This window comes from Nocardia africana NBRC 100379 (assembly GCF_001612635.1).
Taxonomy (GTDB): Bacteria; Actinomycetota; Actinomycetes; order Mycobacteriales; family Mycobacteriaceae; genus Nocardia; species Nocardia africana.
Window position 1 is genome coordinate 1 of the sequence record NZ_BDAV01000009.1, and the last position, 15,526, is coordinate 15,526.

Sequence of the window (15,526 nt, forward strand, 5' to 3'; positions counted from 1 at the left end):
AGTCACATCTGCTCGTCTCGGCCACTGCGGCCGACACTCATCGTGGACGCAGTCGCACGGCGAGGGATTTGACCTGAACTCGCGGCGCCGCAGGACGTGGCAGCTCCCGCTCGGCCAAACGAACTCCAAGGAGTCGTCACGTTGGCTTGCATTTCGGCCCGTTCGACCACTTCATGCGTACTGGGCATGGGTCGTGAGTGGGCGCTTTCACCGGTCGATTGCGCGGTTCTGCGCCGGGTAGTCCGTCGGGATGCCGTGGCGGATGATGTCGTTTCGTCCGAGCTCTCGCAGACGGTGCACGTGCCCGGCGGCGTATTGCTCGGGCTCGACAAGTGCTGCGCTGAGACCGCCTGGCTCCGCGGGTAGCAGGCAAGGGCTTTGGCCAAGACGCCGAAACACTGGGTGATCCCGGCAGTGGCCGGTGGCTGGTTCACTTCGATGTCCCAATAGCGCCCTCGTGCTTCGGTATACGGGTGATAGAACCGCGGAAACCGCGGGTTCTCGTACACCCTCTCGACCCGTCGGCCGTCGTCATCGACCAGCGACACCGGCAGCCCTCGGTAGCGAACCCGGTGGGCCACCCAGTCGAAATCGGCGGGTGCCGGCAGTGGTTGATCCTGCGTGCCGAGGAAGAAGGTGAAGAACCACGACCGTGCCGCGTGTGCACCTGGCTCGCTCGGGTCCTCCAATGCGTAGCACGGGGCCATCCAGGGCAGAAGGACGTTGCGCCACGCTGTCGCCTCCTGGTAATCGACGTCCTCGCCGGATGCAGCAGCCCGGTCGACGGTCAACGCCAGGGTCACCATGTGTACGGGACCGGACTGATCGAAGGTGCCGTCGTTGTTGGCTCGCCGGCGGCCGATCTCGGCGAGCAGATACGAATCCGGTCTCAGGTAGGAACGTGCACTGATAGTCGTTGCGGTGTGCCCGCCGCCGGCCCGTGTGAACCCGAAGGTGTCGCCGCTGGCCACCGTGCGCCATTCGCTCAACTGTGCTGCTATGGCGTCCCGTAGCTCGTCGAGGTCGGGGCTGGGGTGTTGTGTCACGGCGTCATCCTCCGGGTTCGCACGGTGGGGGCGTTGGGTGCTCAGTTGATTCTTCTGCCCTTCTGCGCCCTTGATGAGCGTTGCGCTGACCCATAGGTCACAGCGAAGGCGGTTCAGCCCGCATTCTGCCGGTGACGGCACGTTCAGTGATCGGGGCACGGTCGCCGAAGGCGAAATGCTGAGGGGACTGTCAAAATGGCGACTGTGGAAATCGACACGAGCAAGCCACATACCGCCCGGATGTATGACTTTTACCTCGGCGGGAAGGACAATTACGAAGTCGACCGCGAACACGCCGCGCGGGTAGCGAGTGTGTTTCCGTCGGTTGGTGTCGCCGCCCGGGTGAATCGTGGATTCATGCATCGCGCCACGCGTTTCTTGGTTGAACAGGACGTGCGACAGTTTCTCGACATCGGAACCGGGATCCCGACCGAGCCGAATCTCCACCAGGTCGCGCAGGCGGATGCACCCGAGTCACGGGTGGTATACGTCGACAACGATCCGACGGTGCTGGCACATGCTCGTGCACTGTTGGTCAGTAGTGAGGAGGGTTGCACTGCGTATGTCGATGCCGATGTCACGACACCGCGGGCGATCTTGGACGCGCCCGATCTGCGCAGCACGTTGGACTTGTCCAGGCCGGTGGCGGTGAGCCTGATTGCCTTGCTGCACTTCATCCCTGACAGTCAGGGGCCGAGCCAGATTCTCGCGGCCTTGATGGAGGCGGTTCCCTCCGGCAGTTACCTGGTGCTGAGTCACGCGACGACGGATTTCGATCCGGACACGTTCGCCAGGATCACACAGATCTACGCAGACGGCGGGATCGCCGCCCAATTCCGGTCGCGGGCAGAGTTTTCGGCCTTCTTCACCGGGTTGGAGCTGGTAGCGCCGGGGGTGGAGGTGCCACACCGGTGGCGACCGGAAGCGACGAGCATTGAGGGCGACGATTTGGACGCGCGGGTGTCGTTCTACGCGGGGGTGGCGCGCAAACCATAGCCACGCCACAGCGATGTGGAGGTGCTGATTATTGGGTTATCCAACACTCCGGTGATACTCGAAACCGTACTAGCCCAAGCCAGATCCGCTGTCGGCCTGGGCAATATCTGACGCGCGGGCGCCAACTGGTAGCGGTCGGCGCGGTCCGATCACGCCGCGGCACTACGTGCGGGGCGCGATGCCGCGACGAGACCGAAGGCGATGAGGCTTTCGGCGGTGTCGGGCAGGGAGTCCTCGACGGGCCGCATGGTCCAGTTCAGTTCGCGCGCGGCCTTATCCGAGTTCATGTGTTCCTCGCGGCCGAGAAAGTGGACGGCGGTGCGGGCATCGGGATTGAAGCGAGGGTGAGGCGGACCAGCCAGTCGGGCAGGACGCGGTTGGTGACCCGGTAGCGCCCGGCGGTGGGTGCGTAGCACATGTAGTAGGGGTCACCAGCTCGCCTTTGCTGTTCGGGGTCAACGCGCGGCCTCGCGGGTGTTCAGGCGTCGGCGAGTTCATTTCGCCAGACCGGTCTGTCGACTTAGTGGTTGTCGTAGCGTTGCGAGCTGGCCCGGATCTCTTCGACGCTCGCTTCGCCGCGGTGGACCTGTTCGAGCCGTCGGTCGTAGTCGAACCGGTGCAACCGCGGAGTGAAGACCATGAGCCGTTCGGCATCGGCCCCGGCGGCCGGGCGCGAACCCATCGGGGACTGTGGGTAGCACTTTGCGCCCAGCAGGATCCGCATGGAGCCGTCCAGCACCAGAAACATCTCGGCCGCTGCGGTGTGGAAATGGGCCAACGGACCGAATCGGGCACGGCTTGCGAACAGCCCACCGGACTCATGCCTGGTGTGAGGTGGGCTGACGGTTACCCCGGACCTTCGCGGCGCACCGCGGCTTAGCGCCGTGTGCGGGATCTCTGTTCGGCGGCGAAGACGAGCGCGGTCGCTACGAGCCATCCGGTCGCGAACCACGCGGCGCGTGCCGGCGCCCAATCATCGATCAACAGCAGCACGCCCAAGGTCGCCAGTCCCAGCGACAGCCCCGCGGGCCGAATCCACCATTTCATTGCCTTGTCCTTCGCGATGGTCGAGTCGCAACGATTCAGTGTTCGATCATCCGTTGTACGTGGGCGGGTATTGCGGCCGCGTCGGTTTCATCGCGTGGGTAATCCAGCCGATCGCCATCATCGCGAAGAACGCCAGATATGGGACCTCGAACGTCCATCCCATCAGCGTGCGAGCGATCGACGGATTGCGCGCGCCGGCCTGGACGACGATCCAGGTTCCGAGTAGATACGGCCATTCCACGAGCCACAGCACGGCGGCCAGTGCGAGACAGCCGGCGAAGAGCATTCCGAGCACGGGCAGACAGCCGCCGGCCGAAGATGACGACGATCCTCGACCGCGGCCGCGTCGGCGGCCACCCCAGCCGCTACCGGCAGAGAACGGGCCGACGCCGACGCCGAAACCTCGCGTCGACACCCCCATGCGGACGCCCATCACGCGTCCGCCGATGCCCAGTCGCATCTATCGACGACCGTGGCCGCCGCCACCGTGGTGGACGTGGCCCTGGTTCTTCTCCTCGCCACCGTGATGCGAGCACGTGCCGGGACCGGTGCTCGGACTCACCGTGCCGTCGCCGCACAGCGTTCCGCCGCCGTCGCTCGATCCGGAAGCGGATCCGCTTTCCGCAGAACCGGAGTCGATGTTCGCCGGTACCGCGGTCGCGGTCCCATAGAGGGCGCCGGTCGCGGCCACGGCGATCACAGCCGTGCCGAACAGCTTGCGGAGTTTCACAACTGATTCCTCTCGGATTGAGTGAACAGGGAGTGTTTCGCCGCGCGTTCGCCGCTGTTACAGCGTGCTCGGCGTGTTGCCTACGTGTCGCTGCGCCGGCCGACGCGGACGCCGAATATCTTGTCGATTCCGTTTAGCCAGGTGTATGGCCGCTATGTGCGGCTGCTGGGTAGCTGGCGCGACGAATGCGGCTGCGCCCGTACCGATCTGATCGAGCGATGGCTGTTCGACACCGCCGCAGCGACGACGTGACAGCCGTAGCCCAGCCGAGGTCCACGCTGAGCATCTGACTGTGGTGATGCACTGATTGTTTGCCCAGCATCGTTTTCAACACTGCTGGGAGGAGATCAGTTGTGCCGTCTTCCGATGTTCGAGGGGGCAAATGACCGCTGCGGAAGCTATTCGAACAGCTTGCTCAGCTCGCGGTATGCCTTCCACAACGCCGTGAGGCACGCCACCACCAGGATCGCGACAGCGACGACCAGCACCCAGCCACTCGTGTCGGCTTTGCGCGAAAACCACACGTTGAGCACCGCACCGACGGCGAGAAGCAGCGACAACACGACATTCACCGTTGCGTCTATGAGAGCACTCCGATTGCCGGGGTGTCTGATCGCATCGCGGCGCTTGGCTGGTTTGAAGGTCAGGCGCAACGATTGGTTCTGCAGCGCGTGTGTGCCCTCGTCGTTGGCCGACAGGGTCGCGAAGTCGGCAGCCGACAGATAGATCGGCTTGTCCGGATCGCCCTTATGGACAACCTTTCTCAGGATCAGCGTCTTCGATGTTTCGTCGCTGCCGACGACGAGCAGCTGCGCGACGTCGCCGTTCTTGTCGATCGCGCCTGTGGTGAATCGGATCTCGCCCTTCTTGGCGAATCGGTCGTCGGCGAACGCATCCCCGGTCGCCCACGCCGGGACTGTGTTGTCCCCAGGACTGCTGTTCATATCTGCAGCACTGCCGGTGTCGGCGCGCCAGCACCCTCGCTGTTGCCCGCCGTTGCGGCGTACAGCGATGCCAGCACCAGCAGCCCGGGCTCGGTGCCGGCCACCACGTTCAGGTGTGCGAACACGGGTGCGGTGGTGTCGATGTGCCACATGTAGCTGTTTAGGCCGATCGCATCGGCCATCATGAGCAGATCGATGCCACGGCCGCCGGGCCGGTCGTCGTCGAGCCAGTCTTCGACTTCGACGATCGGATAGATCTCGGCCATCCATGCCGTCAGCTCGGTCGACAGCCAGGTCCGCAGTTCGTCGACTATTGCGTCGAGTTCATCGGCTATGACTGCTTCGACATCCTCATTGGCGAGTCTGGCTGCAGGCCGCGCGTTGAAGTCGCTGCGGATCTCCGCGGTCACGGCGTCTCGAAGGTCGCTTCTGACCAAGTCCGTCAAATACGTTTCGCGCAGATCGGCGTTCTCACGGATGGCGAACAACGCCCTGATTGCCGTCACGAGCGCGCCGAGGTTGATCGAGTTACGCCAGGGCGCTGATGCCTCCGCCAGATCCGGAAACTGGACTTTGAAATCCATTGAGCTCCGGAAACGCCGCCACCCGGCTCGGCGGGCTGTGTTCATCGGGCCGTTGCCGCTGCCGGGACTCGGCCCGGGTGCCGATCCGCCCTCACCGCCGCCACCGCCGTCTTTCGGCGATTCGTCGTCGGGCCCGGTCGGCTGGTTGCCGCCCCCCGGCGGCCCGCCGCCTTTCGGCGGCTTTTTGCCGGAGCTGCGGGTTATCGCGCCACGCACGCAGTATCCGCAATCGAACGACTGGTTCCACAGTTTGCCCGGAGTCTGGGATTTCCCGCCGTGCCGGGCGCAACTGAGCCCACCACATGTGCGGCACACACCGATCGGATCGTCGTTCGGGAATCTCGACTCGACCACACACGCCCAACATCCGGCCATTGCGCGCCACGTCCTGTCGCGGTCTCTGCCAGCGACGCCGATTGTGAAACGGCAGTTCACCTGCAGTAACGATGCTTCGTACTGCAGAAGGTACCGCAGAAGGGCTGCCAGCGTCTCCGATTCGGGACTGTGGATCTAAGGGTGTTTTCGGCCTGATTCGCTGATCGGATGGTCAGCGGGAAGGTGCCGTGATGACGACACTTGATGCCGTGGCGAAGAAGAAGGCCGAAGCGTCGGCTGAGGAGCTGGCGGTGGCGGAGCTGGTGCGGATGGCCAAGGAACAGGGCTTGTCCCTGACCGGGCCGGATGGGCTGCTCAAACAGTTCACCAAGACCGTTCTCGAGACCGCGTTGAACGAAGAGATGACCGAGCACCTGGGCTATGAGCCGAATCAGGCTCCCGCCGAACGGGACTCACCCCAATGTGCGCAACGGAACCAGGCCGAAGACGGTGCTGACCGCGACGACCGGGCCGGTGCCGATCGAGGTGCCGCGCGACCGCGACGGCAGTTTTCAACCCCAGATCGTCAAGAAACGCCAGCGCCGGCTGACCGGCGTCGATGAGATCGTGCTGTCGCTGTATGCGAAAGGTTTGACCACGGGCGAGATTTCGGCGCATTTCGCCGAGGTCTATGGGGCGTCGGTGTCGAAGGAGACCGTATCTCGGATCACCGACGCGGTGGTCGCGGAAATGCAGGAGTGGTCGAGCCGGCCGCTCGACGAGGTGTATGTCGCGATCTTCATCGACGCGATCGTGGCCAAGATCCGAGACGGTCAGGTCGCCAACCGCCCGATCTATGCCGCGATCGGGGTGACGGTGAACGGGGAGAAAGACATCCTCGGGTTGTGGGCCGGCACTGGTGGTGAGGGCGCGAAGTTCTGGATGAGTGTGCTCACCGAAATCCGCAACCGCGGCATCAAGGATGTGTTCTTCCTGGTCTGCGACGGATTGAAAGGCCTGCCGGAGGTGGTGGGGAACGTGTGGCCGCTGGCCACGGTCCAGCCTGCATCATCCACTTGATCCGCAACACCTTCCGGCTGGCCGGACGCCAGCACTGGGCCGCGCTCAAACGCGACGTCAAACCGATCTACACCGCTGTCAACGCCACCGCGGCCCGCGCGGCGTTGGACGAACTGACCGAGAAATGGGGCACGAAATACGGTGCGATCGTGCGGCTTTGGAACAACGCGTGGATGAATTCGTCCCGTTCCTCGACTACGACCTCGAGATCCGGCGGGTCATCTGCTCGACGAACGCGATCGAGTCCTTGAACGCCCGCTACCGGCGCGCGATCAAGGCACGCGGGCATTTCCCCACCGAGCAAGCCGCCCTGAAATGCCTGTATCTGGTGACTCGTTCCCTCGACCCGACCGGCGCCGGTCGGGCACGATGGACCATGCGGTGGAAACCCGCGGTCAACGCGTTCGCGATCACCTTCGCCGACCGCTGGCCCGACGCCCGAACCTACTGAGAGAAACCGCCGGAAACACCCTTAGCGAGATAGACCCTCCGATTCGGATCGCCGAGCCTTCTCTCGCGAGTACTCGCTCTCCGGGGGCGATCATCGGCGTGGATGCCGGATGGATCAGCTGTTGACCGGTGTCAGGGAGGGCGTGGCAGGTAGCTCGATGGCGTCGAGCGGCATGACCGTTGATTGCAGGCTGCGCTGGGCCAGCTGCACCAGGAATCCGGTGAGGTTGAGGTCGGGGAAGTGGTCCCACCGGTTGGCTCCGGTGTCGGTGAGCGCCACGGTCCAGTCGTCGGGGTCGGGTGTGGTTGTGTCCCACAGGCAGTAGTCGCCTTTGTCGGTGATCCCCCATGCCTGGTAGCGGCTGGTGTCGAGGGTGGGGTCGATCTGGGGAAGGTATTCGGCGGTGATCCGGGCGCCTTCGGTGTACAGGGAAAGGAAGGCGTGATCGCCGGGGAACAGCAGCCACAGGAAGTTGTCGAACCCACCGGCCCGTAGGTGTCGAGCAGATCCTTGTAATCACCCGGCAGCGGTGTCGCGCACCGCGATTCGACCGCGGCCCAGTCGAAGTGGCGCGCGGGGCCGGCAACGGGCAGGACCGAGGTGAGTTGTCGCAGTTGGCTGTCCATGGTCCCTACGGGGTGTCGGGGAAGAATTTGATGTACCAGATTCCGCTGTCACTCCTGGATACCAGAAGTGTTCCCGCGGGCCGGGAGCCTGGGAACCCGATCGCGGGGTGACGTTGAGCGCGACGTTGTCGCCGCTGCGGACCGAACCACCCTCAGTTGCCGAAGGCATTCCGCGCGAGGGTAGTTGAGCAACACCACCCGAGCGTGACCGCTCTCTTGGCCATCTGGCAACAAGCGATACGTGGCCGCGGGGTCGGGCAGCGCTCTGTCCGGTTGGCTCCTCGATTTCGCACTACAAAAGGATGTGGAGCCTCCTCGAGCCGCGCTCCCGGCCACACCAGGGCGCCAGACGGGGTCAATCGGTCGCGTATTCGGGGAAACGCTCCCGCAGTGCGGTATCGAACTCGGTGGCAGCGCCCAGAGAATCCCAGGGTTTGAACTGCTCGCGATGCAGGTGCCAATCCATCAACGCCGATGCATGACCTATGGAGCACACCTGTAAACCCGCCACCCGGCGTGCGAAACTTCCACCTGCCACACCGGTCCAAACCCGAACTGTCACAACGAGGAAGCAGTGATCGATGCGATCTGATATCGAGCGTGCCGCGCACGTAGTCCGCGCTGCCACCGAGTTCGACTGGACCTGGACCATTGACGATCTGCTCCGATTCAGCGAGCAGATCGGCTGGCGATTGGGTAGCCCCGACGATAAATATCCCACCCTGAACACCAACCTCGACATCAACCGCACCGACGCGTCGGTTGAACTCGACAATACAATTCGACCTGGTCACCCCCGTCCGCTGGACCGGATCTGGTTTCTTGCCAGTGATGTTGTTCTTGATGATCCGAGTGTGCAGGCGGAGTTGGACCGGGTATTCGATGATCTTGCGCAGCGGGTGTTCGAGGTGGTGGGACAGCGACCGAACGGGTGGTGGTTGGAGCCGCGGCGGGGTCTTCGGTGGGAGTTGCCGACGGTTGTGGTCACGCTGAACGTCAGTGACGCGTCGGTGAGTGTGTATCTGGTGAGTCCGGAACATCAGAGATGGCTGGATGAGATCGAGGCATCCGGTGACAGCTAGTGTCGTGTCAGCAACGTTCGGTAGCTAATACACAGCTGCATCATCCGACTACTATTTCTGGAAATAACGATGATTGCGATAGGTGCCGTCCACCGAGGCTCGGTTATATCGTCGATCTGCCTCGTCGGCGCTGCTCTCGCAATAGTTCTCGCCGGATGCAACGAACCAGGCCCCTCACTGCCGGATCTCCCCGAAGCCCTCACCTTCACGGGGCAACTCAGTGGAACGCTGCAACGCGGTCTCAATGTCCACGAAGCCACCGATAGGTTCCCGGGCTCGTCGATGACACGCTGCGCCGAGTGGACACACAGACCCGATGTCGGCGCAGAATATGATTCGCCGACCGAGCTTTACGATGCCGTCATCGTCGGAACGCTGGGAGAGCAGCCGATTACCGTACTGATCGAAGTACGCAAAGACCTCGACGCCTACCAGCACCCCGGAACCCCATCAGACGTCCACGGTGCGGATATCCAACTGATGAAACCGTCTGCCACATCTGGTCAATGGCTTGCCGTCAGCCGCGACAGCGCGCGACCAGAAGCAACGATCATCATCGCATCTGACCGTAAATCAGGCACACTGGACGCTTGGTTCGGCCAACGCGTCGGAACGCTACCGCCACCTGATGAATCTCAGAACACCACACACGTCCACTGCATCTGGCGGTGCGGCTAGGTTTCGGCGACGCCACCACCGCCCGATCCGAACATCAATGAAGCGTGTGTTTCGCCGGATAGCTCCGCAACCAAGCACTGCCCGATCGCTGCGATCAGCTGATATAGACAGACACCAGCAGGCCAGCAGCTATCACCTGACCTGCACTGCTTTGCTGCATTTCGGCATCGATCACGTCGCCGGCCAACAGATCGGCTGGTTGATAACGGGAATCGAGACCGGTGTCTCCGGCGACAGCGTGATCCCGGGGGCAGTCGTCAAACTACCGTAGGTGGTGACGACCGCGCCTGCGGGCAATTGGCGCAGTGTGAATGTGACGTTGTCGGTGGCGACCCCACGAGGGTCGGATAGCGTCGAATCGCATTGCCACCCTGTCGCACTCGCCGCTCCGTGACGGAGGTGGCGTGCGTGGCTCGTTCTCGCAGCCTTCCACGACGTCGGTTCCGGAATAGTCCCGACACATGCCGCTGCCGCTGATCAAGAACTCTCCGGCTCAATCCCCGTCACCCGAGTTGCCGACGCGCTGAACACACCATCGCGCGGATCCACCACTCTTCCCGCGGGTTCTACACATCAGCACCACCATCCCACCCGGACCCGCGCAATTGTCACCTGGAATGCTGTCGAACTCGGCGGCCGGTGGACGTGGTTGCTGCGTCCCGGTGGCGTCCTGCGCCTGGTGCACGGCGTCATGACCGAACCCATCCGCTACCCGCGCACCCATTTCTGGCACATCCACCACCCAGGTGCTGTGTGCGGCCACCGGCCGCGACGAGGTCCACTGCCTCCTGGGCGGGCAGGAAATTGCCAGCCCGGACCCGCCGAAGTCGAGCATCCGCGGCAGATTCGGGTGGATCCACGAATAGGACGACGCCCGGTCTACATCACGTAACCGTCGTGCGACTTGCCACCGCAATGTCAGCGAGTGATTCCCATTTCGACGTTAGTGACGGAAGTCGGCCGGTGGGATTGAAATTGCTCTGTGCCCGCGGTCGCGGCCGGTGGCCCGAGCCTGGCTGAGGATTACGGCGTCGGCCGCTCCACCACCATCCACCGCGTCATCAGCACCCCTGACAACACGCGATGACCGATATTCGGCCGGTCGACCGCTCGGTGGATCTTCGCCCTATCAGGCAGTTCGGTGTCAGTCAGGTGCGAGTCCGCACGAAATGTCAGGGTCTCGGCCGCATCAAAATGTCAGTGCACGCGCTGCCGGCGAACTCGAGGACATTCAGGCCGCCCGCCGCGCCTACCCGGGCGGTCGGACTTTCTCAGCGCGGCATCGGATTCCGGTCTCCGGAGGATGCCTGGTCGCCCGCGGACAGTGCGTCGGCCGGCCAACAGCCACGCCGAGTGTTTTCCAACCCCGGACCGTTCAGCAATTCGCGTATACGGACGCGCGACTAGCCCTGCCTGCGAGACATGAAGCTCCGGAACACATCTCGTGAAAGGCCGGATCCGGACGCTGCTGACCAATGACAGACCTACACACTCCGGGGTTCTTGGCCGTTCGGTCAGTGCAGTGTGCGGCGTGTGCGGGCGCTGGGAGTCGTTGTTGTCGTCGGGGTCGGATACGTTTCTCGCGACAGAGTTGCACGGGAGGACGATCATGACGGCCAAGGGCTGGGAAAAGCTGCAGGCTGCGATCCCTGAGCTTGTGTTCATCGAGTTCGATGATGATGCCGAACCGATCCAGAAATGGGAGTTCGTCAGGTTGCGCGACTGCGGTTCCGGTAGCGAGGTCGTGGTCTACGAGAACGGGAAGTCGGTCGAGATCACGATCGCCGGCCCGGTGGATCCGGATGCTCCGCCCCAGGCGCGCACGGTGTTGCAGAACGGGGCGATTTGGCCGCGCGGGTCCGCTGACGGCGAACGTTTTGTTGTCGGCTGGAACCCTATGCGCGCCGAAGACAGTTACATCCAACAGGTGTCGGCTTCGGTCGTCGAGATCATGCGCGATGGGCTGGGAATGGACCTCGAGCGCGTTCGCTACACCGCGGGCGACGAAACCGGATACCAGCCCGGGCCGTGGGCACTGCGTGACCTGTTGACCGCCGAGCAACCCACCGAGCGCGGCGCGCCCGATCGGTGCACCGACTGGACGGATTTCGCCGAGCGACTGCAATGGGTATTGAGCACCATGCCTGGCTACGACATCGTGACCGTCGATGCCCCGGCAGTGGTTGATCTGGGCTCGATCCAATTCCATCAGGACAATGGGAGATTGGAGGCGACCATGATCACATCGGACACCGTCGCTGGGTTCGGTGACCTGGACTTTCGGCTGGGGGCACTGGGCTGGCGGGTAACAGAGGGACCGGGAGCCCCCTACGTGGAATGGCGGTATGGCCCGTTCTGTTCGTCCGCCGGTTTCATCGACCGTCGCCTTGACCGAATCCCGCACCTCGCGGTCGACACTTTCCGGACGGTGCACGGCGTCAACAGCCCACAAGACCTCGCTGTCCGCGGCGATGAGCAGACCGTTGTCAACGGCCCCCAGGCTTATATCAGCAGAGAACTCGGCATCCCCTGTCTCCCCTGGGGAAGTCCCGAGACAGCCGCGACGGTGTAGGCGGTGTATCGCATCCGCCACCAACACGGCGAGGCCGGGATCCGATGCCGGGCAGTCGCCGTGTTCGCGCTCGCGACCATCCTGGCGCCCACGCTGATTTCGTGCGCACAATCGCATCCCAGAGGAACCGAATCAGTAAGCGGCTCAGGGTGGATGAAGATGCCCGAGCTCACGTATCTCAACGATTTCCCGGTCGAGCCACAGATGACAGAGCAGATCGCCCAGTCGACGACCGTCGAGCACTTATCCGAGACGATTCGAGGGCTTCCCGCGGAGTGGACTCTGACCATTGGTGATCACTGGCAGGGCGAGCCATCGAACCATGCGCGGATGCTGGACACGTGCACCTTCGATAAGGAGGTGCCCCATGCCCCGTATGGACTGTGGATCGACTATCACTTGGACGGCAGCAGCGATCCGCTGGCCGAGTATCTACCGGCTCTACGTTCGATCTGGAAGTCATTGGGATGGACTCTGACGGAGAACGTGGCAAATCCCGGAGTCCTCAAAGCGACCACGCCTGACCATTTCGCCCTGACAGCCGCCCAAACCCCTGGCACCGGTGAAACGATGATCACGACGACATCGCCGTGCTTTCCGGAGACGAATCGCGGTGGCGCCGGCCCGTTGCCGCGTTCCATCCCTCGCTCATGATCAGCTGACGGAAATGGACAGCTACAGTGTTCCGGTAGTAATCGCCGAAAAGCCAACGGGCATGGCGTAGCCGCAGGTGGTCATGGTGGCGGCTACGAGGTTGTGTTGTTGAGGTGTCGCTGGATGGTTGGCGGGTGATGCCGAATTTTGCAGCGATCTGGTCGACGGTGTAACGGCGTGGTGTCTTGGCCGTGCGTGAAATGCTGAGCTGTCTCGACCAGGGCCGCGCACCGCAACCGATCATCCCCTGAATCAGAGTCGGATTCCGGCCGTTACCCCGGTTGCCGCAGTAGTCACCTCGTGATGGCTACCAGCGTCGTTCCTCGCCGACGGGGGCGTGCTCGACGATCCAAGCCGGCAGGCTGTTGCGCTGACCGGGGATGTCGTAGTCGCGACGGTCAGCGCGCCATGCAGCATTACTGCGCGCTCACGGTGGCCGCCGGTCCCTTTGGTCAGCCCACTCCGAGTTTGATACCCATCGCCGATACGTCAGCGACCTCGCCGACGAAATGGCTTTCCGCGGTGAGGGAAAGTTGTTGCGGGTCAGTAATTCCCAGCACGTCTCGTAGGGCCGACACGGTCGCGTAGGCCAGGCTGCGGTATTGGTCGTCCGTCGCCGACGTCGGCAGTTCCCAGAACCAGTTCATCGACCCGAACATCTGATCGGGTTCCAGCCATCCCAGCTGCCGCATCGCCGCTTCCGCGGCCGGCGTCATCCGGTGGTCTTCGTCCAGCGAGTTGTTGGAGGAGATTTCGCCGTATACCTCGCCGTCGTCGGTGATGGTGAACTGAGCATATCCGCCCTCGGGGGCCACCAGCGTCATCCATTCCCCTTCGCGCCAGTGCCTCAAGGTCAGCGCGAGCCGGGCTGCGAAGTCGTTCCAGGTGCTGACCATAGCCTCGCCATTGGGGATGAGTTCGCGCGCCGGGCGGCGGCGATCGGGGCGTGCATAGAAGACGCGGTTCCGGTACACGGTGATCCTGTACGTCCATTCCGGCTCGTCGTAGAACCGGAGATGGCCGAGGTAGACCCAGCCTTCGGGGGTTATTTCGGTGGCGTCCGCGTGGCTGGCGAGCCAGACGAACAGCGGTTCGAGGCGATCGACGTCCTCGGGCGCTGGTTCCTGCCAAGCCGACAGCAGCCAGCCGCCGTCGTCCAGGGCAGTCAGATCGACGAACAGGACGGGACTATCGGGATGGTGCGCGCGGAACCGAGGAACGAGATCGACACTATCGGCCAGGTCGACATACCTCGGCGGCTGTGAGCCCAGCCCGAGATACCAACGCAGTTCTGCGATCTCGGTCTCGGTCATCTCCGCAGTCAAGCGGACAGACAGCTGCATGTGATAGTACGCATTCACCACGGGCGTCACACTATTAGCCGAGTACGACAGCACGCCGGTGATCCTCGGATTGTCGGGGGACGACCGCGAAGCCATCGCCCTTGGACGGAGTTGGTCGAATACCCTTGCCCGCCAAACCTTCGGCAGCTGACGGTGGTTCGGATGTCCAGGGTGAGACACTCGCGGCTGTGAACGGTGGCCAGCGCCTGCACATAGGGTTTCGAGGTTGTCCACCAGGTGGTAGCGCTGGACAGCCGACACTGTCACCACCGGGCCACCAACTTCCTCGATGAAATCCCACCACGTTCGCGTAGCAATGTTGTCGGCGGCTTGCTCTAGCTTTCGGTGCGTGTCTGTAAGCGTCGACCTCCGTTTTAGGATCAGATTCCGCGGTGATGAGGAAGTTGCACGGGCTGTGCAAGCGGTAGTCGATGCGGTATCGCGTGACGAGGGCATTGTGGACGAGGTGCCTGCATGGTGCGAGGTGGCCGACGACGGAATGTTCGTGGTGGGTGGGGAAACGGATCAGCCCCTGATCACGATCGGCTGGTGGGAGTGGGGCCCCTGGTTCGAAGCGCATATCCAGCACTCGGTCGCCGAACTGGTACCCGACGCGCAAGTTTCGTTCGATTGGGAAGTACTGGACGAGGACAGCTGGGAAGCGCCTGACCGGATCGAGAAACACGGACGGAGACTCCCACCCGTGCCTGCTGCCCCACTGGCCGTTTGGCAGGATCTCGCGGAACGTTTGGCCCGGGTGTTGGCTGATATGCCCGCTGACGCCTACCTGATCCTCGAGGCGGCCGGGAACAGATACACCCAAATTGTCACCGCGCCCGGCGAAATGTATTGCGAGGCAGTATCCAATCACTACCTGGACCCGCCGTACCGGATGTCCGCGGAACAGGAAGCCGGCATGCGCGCCCGTGGCTGGTCGGAACCGCCGAACATCGGCGCGGCGAATTGGGCAAAGGCCCTCAACCTGCCTTTGTCCTGCGACGACTACACCAACGTGGCCGACGCTGTCATCCACGCCCTGTCGACAACCCTGTCCGTCCCCGCCCCTACCGATCTGCAAGTCCAAGCCTGGCGAGAAGGCCTCTCCCAAGTCTTCCCGGTCGAAGCGCTGAGCCTGACCCGAGTACCCCGGCCCTACGAATCGATCCGACTCGCTCGCATGCCACGAACGAAGCAGCCCAGGCTGGTCGGTGTCGCGCGAAGGTTCTGGCGTCGCGCCCGGATCCGACGCACGCCGTAGCCGCTACCGGAATAGTCGCTATTGCATAGATGAATGGCAACTGTGACTCGATCATGCCGCAATCGTTTGCAGGAACAGTGAAGCGTTACCGTCCGCGTGGGCGGGTGAGCATCGACCTGA

General features: G+C 63.3%; 18 protein-coding genes and 1 pseudogene. 9 read left to right on the forward strand and 10 right to left on the reverse strand.

The window, feature by feature from the left end:
• Positions 1-2: 2 nt before the first annotated feature.
• The gene (locus tag NA3_RS14590; protein WP_128145253.1) at positions 3-1,046 is read right to left on the reverse strand and encodes a hypothetical protein; all 1,044 of its coding nucleotides are present in this window, start codon (positions 1,044-1,046) and stop codon (positions 3-5) included.
• A 195-nt stretch (positions 1,047-1,241) separates the two neighbouring features.
• On the opposite strand from NA3_RS14590, the gene NA3_RS14595 reads away from it, so the two are divergent.
• Complete coding sequence (locus tag NA3_RS14595; protein ID WP_062964183.1) at positions 1,242-2,042, forward strand: SAM-dependent methyltransferase; 801 nt, start codon at positions 1,242-1,244, stop codon at positions 2,040-2,042.
• Between the two features lie 149 nt (positions 2,043-2,191).
• Here NA3_RS14595 and NA3_RS36915 read toward each other — a convergent pair whose 3' ends face one another.
• The 5 genes from NA3_RS36915 to NA3_RS14610 form a co-directional block, all read right to left on the reverse strand.
• On the reverse strand, positions 2,192-2,329 hold the full coding sequence (locus tag NA3_RS36915; protein ID WP_157126559.1) for a hypothetical protein: 138 nt from the start codon (positions 2,327-2,329) through the stop codon (positions 2,192-2,194).
• Between the two features lie 233 nt (positions 2,330-2,562).
• On the reverse strand, positions 2,563-2,820 hold the full coding sequence (locus NA3_RS14600; RefSeq protein WP_062964184.1) for a cupin domain-containing protein: 258 nt from the start codon (positions 2,818-2,820) through the stop codon (positions 2,563-2,565).
• A gap of 98 nt (positions 2,821-2,918) precedes the next feature.
• Entirely contained in the window at positions 2,919-3,089 is a 171-nt protein-coding gene (locus NA3_RS36920) for a hypothetical protein (protein WP_157126560.1), read from the reverse strand.
• 46 nt (positions 3,090-3,135) lie between these two features.
• On the reverse strand, positions 3,136-3,549 hold the full coding sequence (locus tag NA3_RS14605; RefSeq protein WP_062964185.1) for a hypothetical protein: 414 nt from the start codon (positions 3,547-3,549) through the stop codon (positions 3,136-3,138).
• Positions 3,550-3,819, reverse strand: a complete 270-nt coding sequence (locus tag NA3_RS14610) for a hypothetical protein (RefSeq protein ID WP_062964186.1) — start codon at positions 3,817-3,819, stop codon at positions 3,550-3,552.
• A gap of 21 nt (positions 3,820-3,840) precedes the next feature.
• Between NA3_RS14610 and NA3_RS38195 the strand changes: the two genes are divergently transcribed.
• On the forward strand, positions 3,841-4,071 hold the full coding sequence (locus NA3_RS38195) for a hypothetical protein (protein ID WP_218021824.1): 231 nt from the start codon (positions 3,841-3,843) through the stop codon (positions 4,069-4,071).
• 146 nt (positions 4,072-4,217) lie between these two features.
• Here the strand turns inward: NA3_RS38195 and NA3_RS14615 are convergent, their stop codons facing one another.
• Both NA3_RS14615 and NA3_RS14620 read right to left on the reverse strand, forming a co-directional pair.
• Complete coding sequence (locus NA3_RS14615) at positions 4,218-4,763, reverse strand: hypothetical protein (RefSeq protein WP_062964187.1); 546 nt, start codon at positions 4,761-4,763, stop codon at positions 4,218-4,220.
• The gene (locus NA3_RS14620) at positions 4,760-5,347 is read right to left on the reverse strand and encodes a hypothetical protein (protein ID WP_062964188.1); all 588 of its coding nucleotides are present in this window, start codon (positions 5,345-5,347) and stop codon (positions 4,760-4,762) included. Before NA3_RS14620 ends, NA3_RS14615 begins: the two co-directional genes overlap by 4 nt.
• A gap of 566 nt (positions 5,348-5,913) precedes the next feature.
• Here NA3_RS14620 and NA3_RS39045 point away from each other — a divergent pair.
• Both NA3_RS39045 and NA3_RS14625 read left to right on the forward strand, forming a co-directional pair.
• Complete coding sequence (locus NA3_RS39045; protein ID WP_267887382.1) at positions 5,914-6,285, forward strand: transposase; 372 nt, start codon at positions 5,914-5,916, stop codon at positions 6,283-6,285.
• Positions 6,173-7,193, forward strand: a pseudogene (locus NA3_RS14625) (IS256 family transposase). The gene NA3_RS39045 and the pseudogene NA3_RS14625 overlap by 113 nt, the downstream one beginning before the upstream one ends.
• Before the next feature lie 114 nt (positions 7,194-7,307).
• On the opposite strand, the gene NA3_RS36930 reads toward NA3_RS14625, so the two are convergent.
• Complete coding sequence (locus tag NA3_RS36930; protein ID WP_157126562.1) at positions 7,308-7,472, reverse strand: hypothetical protein; 165 nt, start codon at positions 7,470-7,472, stop codon at positions 7,308-7,310.
• Positions 7,473-8,400: 928 nt separating this feature from the next.
• Between NA3_RS36930 and NA3_RS14630 the strand changes: the two genes are divergently transcribed.
• From NA3_RS14630 to NA3_RS14645, 4 genes are all read left to right on the forward strand, one after another.
• Complete coding sequence (locus NA3_RS14630; protein WP_062964189.1) at positions 8,401-8,901, forward strand: DUF6301 family protein; 501 nt, start codon at positions 8,401-8,403, stop codon at positions 8,899-8,901.
• A 69-nt stretch (positions 8,902-8,970) separates the two neighbouring features.
• Positions 8,971-9,579: a hypothetical protein gene (locus NA3_RS36935; protein ID WP_128145254.1), complete on the forward strand. Its 609-nt coding sequence runs from the start codon at positions 8,971-8,973 to the stop codon at positions 9,577-9,579.
• Positions 9,580-11,188: 1,609 nt separating this feature from the next.
• Complete coding sequence (locus tag NA3_RS14640; RefSeq protein ID WP_128145255.1) at positions 11,189-12,151, forward strand: TY-Chap domain-containing protein; 963 nt, start codon at positions 11,189-11,191, stop codon at positions 12,149-12,151.
• Between the two features lie 3 nt (positions 12,152-12,154).
• The gene (locus tag NA3_RS14645) at positions 12,155-12,805 is read left to right on the forward strand and encodes a hypothetical protein (protein WP_128145256.1); all 651 of its coding nucleotides are present in this window, start codon (positions 12,155-12,157) and stop codon (positions 12,803-12,805) included.
• A gap of 452 nt (positions 12,806-13,257) precedes the next feature.
• Here NA3_RS14645 and NA3_RS14650 read toward each other — a convergent pair whose 3' ends face one another.
• Positions 13,258-14,118 carry a TY-Chap domain-containing protein gene (locus NA3_RS14650; RefSeq protein ID WP_128145257.1) on the reverse strand — a complete coding sequence of 287 codons (861 nt, stop codon included), beginning with the start codon at positions 14,116-14,118 and terminating at the stop codon, positions 13,258-13,260.
• A gap of 445 nt (positions 14,119-14,563) precedes the next feature.
• On the opposite strand from NA3_RS14650, the gene NA3_RS14655 reads away from it, so the two are divergent.
• The gene (locus NA3_RS14655) at positions 14,564-15,406 is read left to right on the forward strand and encodes a TY-Chap domain-containing protein (protein ID WP_128145258.1); all 843 of its coding nucleotides are present in this window, start codon (positions 14,564-14,566) and stop codon (positions 15,404-15,406) included.
• Positions 15,407-15,526: the final 120 nt, after the last annotated feature.

Bases quoted from the DNA above. Each gene is read 5' to 3' on its own strand.
- NA3_RS14595 (WP_062964183.1), top strand. From the start codon at position 1,242: ATGGCGACTGTGGAAATCGACACGAGCAAGCCACATACCGCCCGGATG.
- NA3_RS36915 (WP_157126559.1), bottom strand. From the start codon at position 2,329: ATGAACTCGGATAAGGCCGCGCGCGAACTGAACTGGACCATGCGGCCC.
- NA3_RS36920 (WP_157126560.1), bottom strand. From the start codon at position 3,089: ATGAAATGGTGGATTCGGCCCGCGGGGCTGTCGCTGGGACTGGCGACC.
- NA3_RS14605 (WP_062964185.1), bottom strand. From the start codon at position 3,549: ATGCGACTGGGCATCGGCGGACGCGTGATGGGCGTCCGCATGGGGGTG.
- NA3_RS14615 (WP_062964187.1), bottom strand. From the start codon at position 4,763: ATGAACAGCAGTCCTGGGGACAACACAGTCCCGGCGTGGGCGACCGGG.
- NA3_RS14620 (WP_062964188.1), bottom strand. From the start codon at position 5,347: ATGGATTTCAAAGTCCAGTTTCCGGATCTGGCGGAGGCATCAGCGCCC.
- NA3_RS39045 (WP_267887382.1), top strand. From the start codon at position 5,914: ATGACGACACTTGATGCCGTGGCGAAGAAGAAGGCCGAAGCGTCGGCT.
- NA3_RS14630 (WP_062964189.1), top strand. From the start codon at position 8,401: ATGCGATCTGATATCGAGCGTGCCGCGCACGTAGTCCGCGCTGCCACC.
- NA3_RS36935 (WP_128145254.1), top strand. From the start codon at position 8,971: ATGATTGCGATAGGTGCCGTCCACCGAGGCTCGGTTATATCGTCGATC.
- NA3_RS14640 (WP_128145255.1), top strand. From the start codon at position 11,189: ATGACGGCCAAGGGCTGGGAAAAGCTGCAGGCTGCGATCCCTGAGCTT.
- NA3_RS14650 (WP_128145257.1), bottom strand. From the start codon at position 14,118: ATGACCGAGACCGAGATCGCAGAACTGCGTTGGTATCTCGGGCTGGGC.